12 protein-coding genes are annotated in these 6,545 nt (G+C 25.8%); all 12 read left to right on the forward strand.

The genetic code is table 4. From position 1 onward, the window contains the following. Window positions 1-22: 22 nt before the first annotated feature. A complete protein-coding gene (locus tag C6B38_RS07925; RefSeq protein WP_146693364.1) occupies window positions 23-280 on the forward strand; it encodes a hypothetical protein in 258 nt (85 codons plus the stop codon). 1,129 nt (window positions 281-1,409) lie between these two features. Next, on the forward strand, window positions 1,410-1,670 hold the full coding sequence (locus C6B38_RS07930; protein ID WP_105298711.1) for a hypothetical protein: 261 nt from the start codon (window positions 1,410-1,412) through the stop codon (window positions 1,668-1,670). Next, the gene (locus tag C6B38_RS10405; RefSeq protein ID WP_162475940.1) at window positions 1,654-1,812 is read left to right on the forward strand and encodes a hypothetical protein; all 159 of its coding nucleotides are present in this window, start codon (window positions 1,654-1,656) and stop codon (window positions 1,810-1,812) included. Before C6B38_RS07930 ends, C6B38_RS10405 begins: the two co-directional genes overlap by 17 nt. A 224-nt stretch (window positions 1,813-2,036) precedes the next feature. Next, entirely contained in the window at window positions 2,037-2,186 is a 150-nt protein-coding gene (locus tag C6B38_RS10410) for a hypothetical protein (protein ID WP_162475941.1), read from the forward strand. Window positions 2,187-2,484: 298 nt separating this feature from the next. Then, complete coding sequence (locus tag C6B38_RS07935) at window positions 2,485-3,123, forward strand: DNA cytosine methyltransferase (RefSeq protein WP_105299221.1); 639 nt, start codon at window positions 2,485-2,487, stop codon at window positions 3,121-3,123. A gap of 46 nt (window positions 3,124-3,169) precedes the next feature. Continuing rightward, the gene (locus tag C6B38_RS07940) at window positions 3,170-3,661 is read left to right on the forward strand and encodes a hypothetical protein (protein WP_105299222.1); all 492 of its coding nucleotides are present in this window, start codon (window positions 3,170-3,172) and stop codon (window positions 3,659-3,661) included. A gap of 80 nt (window positions 3,662-3,741) precedes the next feature. Beyond that, window positions 3,742-3,933: a hypothetical protein gene (locus tag C6B38_RS07945; RefSeq protein WP_105299223.1), complete on the forward strand. Its 192-nt coding sequence runs from the start codon at window positions 3,742-3,744 to the stop codon at window positions 3,931-3,933. Window positions 3,934-4,063: 130 nt separating this feature from the next. Continuing rightward, window positions 4,064-4,354, forward strand: coding sequence for an Mbov_0395 family pilin-like conjugal transfer protein (locus C6B38_RS07950; protein WP_105299224.1), 291 nt, complete (start codon window positions 4,064-4,066; stop codon window positions 4,352-4,354). A gap of 31 nt (window positions 4,355-4,385) precedes the next feature. Next, entirely contained in the window at window positions 4,386-5,183 is a 798-nt protein-coding gene (locus C6B38_RS07955; protein WP_105299225.1) for an Mbov_0396 family ICE element transmembrane protein, read from the forward strand. A 24-nt stretch (window positions 5,184-5,207) separates the two neighbouring features. Next, window positions 5,208-5,711, forward strand: a complete 504-nt coding sequence (locus tag C6B38_RS07960) for a hypothetical protein (protein ID WP_146693365.1) — start codon at window positions 5,208-5,210, stop codon at window positions 5,709-5,711. A 15-nt stretch (window positions 5,712-5,726) separates the two neighbouring features. Then, window positions 5,727-6,014, forward strand: a complete 288-nt coding sequence (locus tag C6B38_RS09435) for a hypothetical protein (RefSeq protein WP_146693366.1) — start codon at window positions 5,727-5,729, stop codon at window positions 6,012-6,014. A 121-nt stretch (window positions 6,015-6,135) separates the two neighbouring features. After that, window positions 6,136-6,545: hypothetical protein (locus C6B38_RS07970; RefSeq protein WP_146693367.1), on the forward strand; the 410-nt coding region annotated here is incomplete at its 3' end.

Below are 6,545 nucleotides of genomic sequence, written 5' to 3' on the forward strand. Positions count from 1 at the left end.
CTGTTATTGAGGAGAATGAATAATGAATATAACAGAATCAATTAAATTTGACAAACTAAAAGAAGAAAATGAATTACTTAAAAATGAAATTACAGAATTAAATAAAGATTTAAATTGAAATTTAAAAACTGAAGAAGTACTTAATAAAATGATGGAAGACCTAATAAAAATAAATGAAGCACTTAAAGCAGAACTTGCTGAGTTAAAAGAACAACAATTATATTATGACACATTACCTAGTAAGGAGGAAAAATTAAATAATGAGGAAAAGTTGTCCTAAATGTAGATTAAAAATAGATGGTGATGATAAATATTTATGATGCAGTAATGATTATTGTATTTTAGCAAAAAAATCATATATTCTTAGAAAGAAAAAATAATGAATATATCATAATTAATTAAATATGACAAACTTAAAAAAGAACTTGCTGAAAAAGATAAAGAAATTAAAAAACTAAAATCAAAACATTTATTTAAAGAAGACTTTTATTTACTTTGTGAAGAAGATAAACTTACATATGATTGAGAAAGTTTACAAACTGATGAAAACAATTATATTATGACAAATTACGTAGTAAGGAGGAAAAATTAAATAATGAGGAAAAGTTGTCCTAAATGTAGATTAAAAATAGATGGTGATGATAAATATTTATGATGCAGTAATGATTATTGTATTTTAGCAAAAAAATCATATATTCTTAGAAAGAAAAAATAATGAATATATCATAATTAATTAAATATGACAAACTTAAAAAAGAACTTGCTGAAAAAGATAAAGAAATTAAAAAACTAAAATCAAAACATTTATTTAAAGAAGACTTTTATTTACTTTGTGAAGAAGATAAACTTACATATGATTGAGAAAGTTTACAAACTGATGAAATAACAATTGAAATGCACTTAAAATATTGTGAAAGTAATAATCATAGATATTGCCTAATTAAAGATATTAATAATTTACCAAGTAAGTTAGAAAGTAAGGAAGATAAAATTAGTTGAAGATAAATTTAGTTATACAGTGACAGTGATAAATTATTTATCTGATATTAAATGACAAAAAGAGTCAGACAAAAATATAGAACCAGTTTGTTAAGAAGTGATTTTTTGGTTTAATTAATTATTTATTTTTAAAATACTATTAGATATTAATTTTAGGAAAAATAAAATTAAAAGCAAAAAAAGTGAGGTAGGTGTTAAATATGATAAAAAAATTTATTTAAACCAAAATTTAATTTCACAAGAAATAAAAAATAAAACGTATATTTTAATAAACAAACAAAAAGATTGTGTTGTTTTAGATAAAAATTGTTTAGGTTTATCAAATTATAAAAATTAATTTTTGTTTAAAAATTGATGAAAATAAAAATTATGCGGTTCATAGTAGTATCAATAATAAAAATGGTAATATTGTGGGAAAAAATTTAATTTTATCTTTTGAAAAATTAAAACATGAAAACAAAAAACAGTTTAATTCGCAAAACAACATTGATGCTAATAATGATTTACTAAATAAATATGATAATCATTATAAAAATAATAAAATACAACAACAAAAATTAACATCAGAAGAATTAAAACAATTACTAGAAGATTTAGAAAATATTGATAACCCCAATTATTGAGATAATGGTTTTTATTTAGGATACAACAAATATGAAAAAATTACTTAGTTTTTTAGCAATATTTTCGTTATCGTGTACAAACACAGTGAATTTGATTAGTTGTGGTAATATTGCAAATAACAAACCACACTTACCACCAGCAAAACCAAAAGAACCAATAGTCAAAGATGTTTTTACTATGAAAAATTAAACCAAGAAATTACAGCAGAAATCAAAGAATATGATGAAGTAATTAAAGAAATTGAAAATAGTAAAAATGATTATGAAAACGAAACAGATTATCATACAGAATTAAACCAATCACAAGCAGAAAAATTTATTAAAATTTCTGAACTAAATAATTGCGAATATCAAATTTTACTATGTCAAAAAGAAAATGAGTTTATAGACGAACAAAAACAACAAGCAATTAAGTTGTTAAAAAAACAAATAAACAACTTAAATAGTGCTTTAAATTTATTAAGCGAAAATAAAAATAGTGATTTTGACCAGAAAGATTTAGAAAAAATAAATACAAAAATTAAAAATATAAAAACAATTTTAGACGAAATTAAAGACAATTAAGGAAGAAATGATTTATGTATAGATAACAAAAAACAAAATAAAAGCAAATATAAAGATGAAAATACATCAATAGATTAAATTAAAAAAAACATAAATAATGAAAATAACACAAAACAAGATATTAATTATCTTGTTTTTTTAGAAAGAGGTACAGAAATGATTAATTGTCCATTTTGTAAATATATTCATAATATTTATAATGAAAACAATATGAATATATTATTTTTTTGTTCTTATAGGTATCCCAATCCATGAATCGTTTTAGAAAAAAGAAAAATTAGAAGAATGACGGTTTATTATGTTTAAAGTAATTGAATTATTTGCTGGAATTGGAAGCCAAAGAAAAGAATTAGAAAAGATTGGAATTAACCACAAAGTAATTGCATTTTGTGATAACGATAAATACGCTGAAAAATCATATCGAGCGATTTTTAATGATTATGACACACCAAATTTAGGTGACATTACTAAATTAGAAACTTTACCGTATGCTGATTTAATAACTTGATCATTTCCATGCCAAGACATATCAAATGCCAATAATAACGGGCAAGGATTAAATGGCAAACAAAGTGGTTTAGCTTACAAAGTTGTTGATTTAATAAAAAAAATGGCAACAAAACCCCAATATCTTTTAATGGAAAATGTACCAAATTTATTAAGTAAAAAGTTTTTTGTTGGATTTCAAAATTTACAAAATCAACTTAATAAATTAGGATATCATAACCAATATTTTACAATGAATGCCAAGGATTATGGAATTACCCAAAATAGAAAAAGATTGTTTATGATTTCAACATTAAAGCAAGATTTTAAATTTCAATATCCCCAACCTTGTAATTTAAAATTTTTAGTAAAAGATATTTTAGAAAATAATGTAAATAAAAAATATTTTATTAGACAAGAATCAATGAAAAAAAGCAATTGAAAACAATAAACTTAAAATCATTCAACAATGTTCTTATACAATTACAACAAAACAAATGCGATGAGGAAACGCAGGAATTATTGCAATTCCCAATGATATAAAAAAAATTAATGATGGAAAATTAATGATTAATCTGAGAAATTATAATCAAGTTAATATTTTTAATGATATAACAAAAAATAATCTTATTCCAACCATTACAACAGCACACGGAAGACCACCACAAATTGCATTGCCAATTAAGGATTATGGTAATTTTATTGTTTTACCACGAGCAAAAGATGGTTTACTAGTTAATGGATCATATAATCGGTTTTGAAAAACAGAAAATAATTATATGGGAACAATCGCAACAAATAATGTCAATAAAATTATGATTGATAATAAAAAACAACAAGATAGTAGTAAAATACTATCTTTTTTAATTGATGAAAAAGAATACTTTTTACGAGTATTAACTCCACGAGAATGTTGATTATTAATGGGATTTAGTAATAAAGATTTTGATAAAGCAAGCAAAGTTGTTTCAGAAACCCAACTTTATTAACAAGCTGGCAATAGTATTGTTGTTGATGTGTTAGAAAAAATATTTACAGCAATGTTTGAAATAGAAAAGAAAAATTAAAGATGCAAAATAAGAGAAAAGTTTGGTGAAAATGACTTTTATATCCTTTAACAATTATTATTGGAATTTTGTTTCTAGTAATTTCCCCTATTTTGTTTTTAATTGCCCTTGGAATTGATTGTGATTTTATGATTGGTGATTTATTATTGCATTTATTTTACTTACATTTCGGAAGGAAAGAAAAAAATGACTAAGAAAAACAATATTAAAAATTACTTTAATAATCAACAGCAATATTATCGAAAAAAGAAAAATATTTATTATCAAAAAAAGAAACAAATTCAGTAAAAGCAAATTTTTAAAATAACAAAGGAGGATGAAAATATGAAATTAAACAACACAGCAGATTTTAGTGGAATAATGGATGTTGTTATATTATGAAGTAATGTTGTTTTGGGAGTAATAATGGGTTTGGCAGTTATTTTTGCAATTTGAAAATTAATTATTATTTTAATTTCAATAATGCGAAACGCTGATAATCCTGAAGCAAGAAGAAATGATTTAAGTGCTTTAAAATGGCTGATTATAGCAATTATTATAATATTGGTTATGATTGCTGTTATGAATGTTATTTTACAAGTTATCAAAACATATAACCCTAGTATTGGAACATAGTTGATAAAAAAATGAAAGGAAGTTAAAAATTATGATACTTAATGCACTGTATAAACTAATATGATCAATTTTTGTACAAGGGCCATTGCAATTAATCGCATCATTTAACACTGTTTTAAATTATTTAACAGGAGGTGTTGTTGGTGAATTAATGTTTGGATCAAAGAAAGAATTTAGTTTTCAAAATATCCCAATGGCATTCTGATATTTTGTCATTACGGCTTTGTGCTTATTTTCCTTAATATTTACAATTACTATGATTAAAATTTTGTTTCAAGATGCTACCGAAACAAAAACAAAATTTATTGTTGCTTTACAAAATGGTAGTAAAGCGTTTGTTTTTATCTTTTTAATTCCAATCTTTTTCTTTTTGGCTAATTTTGCAATTGCTAACATTGCCAAAATGATTACATCGGGATTTGGTGGTGAAAACGGAAATATTGCAAACTATCTATACAATATCGGAAATACCAATTGAGATGGTAGTGGTGATAATATACCAAGCAATTATGCTTATCCTGATAATATTGGTGATTTTAATATGATTGCCAAAGTTTTTGGAGTGTGATTTATGTTGTTTGCAATGTTTATGATTGGAATTGCTTTGGTACAAAAAATAATCGAATTGTTTTTCTTATTTATTATTTCGCCATTAGTAATGGTTATTATGACAATTGACAATGGTAAAGGAGCATTTATTTGAAAAGATATGGTAATTGTAAAATTTCTAGCATCAACCGCTACTTTAACAGGATATTTTATTTTTATGACAACAATCGAAACAATTTTAAGCACTAATTTAGCAGGTTTAGACATTGAGGGGATTTAAAAATCATTGTTTGTTATTCTGTTTATGTGCGGTGGCGGATTAGCGGTAATGGTGTTTTCGGATGTTGTTGCCAATCTGATTGGCGAAGCAGCTGGCGTTCGGGAAGGTATGAGTTCAATGAAATCAACTGTTGCTGGTGGAATGATGGCAATGGGAGCTGCTAAAATGGCAGGAAAAGCATTCGGATTTGCTAAAAGTAAAAGAGCCAAACGAGCAATGGCAATGGGTGGTACTAGTATAGCAGATAAAACCATGAATGCGATGGGTTCTGGTGATGGTGATTGAGGGGATAATGAAACATCAAACAGTCAATCTCGCCAAGAAAAACCACTAGACTTTTGTCATTTCTGACACGCGACCGAGGGAATGAGTTCTCGCGCTGGAATTGTTGGCTTAGCAGGCTTTGGACTTGGTGTCACAACCTTGGCAACAAGTAAACTAGTGGGAGCAGCTCGCGGTGGTGGGGCAAAAGGATTCTTCCGCCAAATTGGAACTGGGATTTCAACACCATTTAAAGCAATTGGTTAAAGATTTAATCCACAATTGGCTAGCAAAGGAGATAAAACTAATAAAGGACATACAAAATTATACGGTGATATAAAAGAAAAATCTTTAAACAAAAAACTAGGGAAAGTAGAACGCACATTTACTAGCAAGAATAGTTTTTCATATCTTAAAGAAACAACCAAAAGAGAGATGAAACATAACAAAAAAGTTAAAAAACAAGGTAATATAGTTGATGTTATTAAAAAACATAACGATAAATCTGATGCTAGACAGAAAAAATGAGATGAAAAAGCGACCAAAAAAGCAGAAAATAAAAAGTCATAATTTAAAAAATCATCTGACAAAAACAAAAAAATACGGTATAATGTAAATAAAAAAGGAGTAATAAATCATGGGATTATGACGATTATTAGGTGGCTAAGTCAACTGAGAACGCGTTGCCATAATGCAAGACAGAGGTCTTGCAACTGAAATCCATATTTCTATTATTGATGCACTCGGGGGAGGATCATCAATTAATATTTCTCTAAGCATTGATAGATTAAAAGACGATGACAAAAATAATGTTATGTGAGTATTAGAAAAATTTGGTCGTATTATCCCAACAACTGCTAAATATACATGATTAAAAAACTCACATATTAATAATGCAAGTGAATTACACCCTAAAAATAATGATTCAAAACAAATAAGATGAGATCAAGCATGAGAATGATATGACGAATATAAAAGCGGAGCAATTCCTTTTCTCGAATATCGGATTCAAATCTGCGAAAAAGAATTGGAAGAAATGGAAGAAGATTTAAAACATTTTAAAGCTACAATTAATAAATTTGGTAAAAATCGTACTCAAAT

The sequence above is a fragment of the Spiroplasma sp. ChiS genome (assembly GCF_002968355.1).
GTDB lineage: Bacteria > Bacillota_I > Bacilli_A > Mycoplasmatales > Mycoplasmataceae > Spiroplasma > Spiroplasma citri.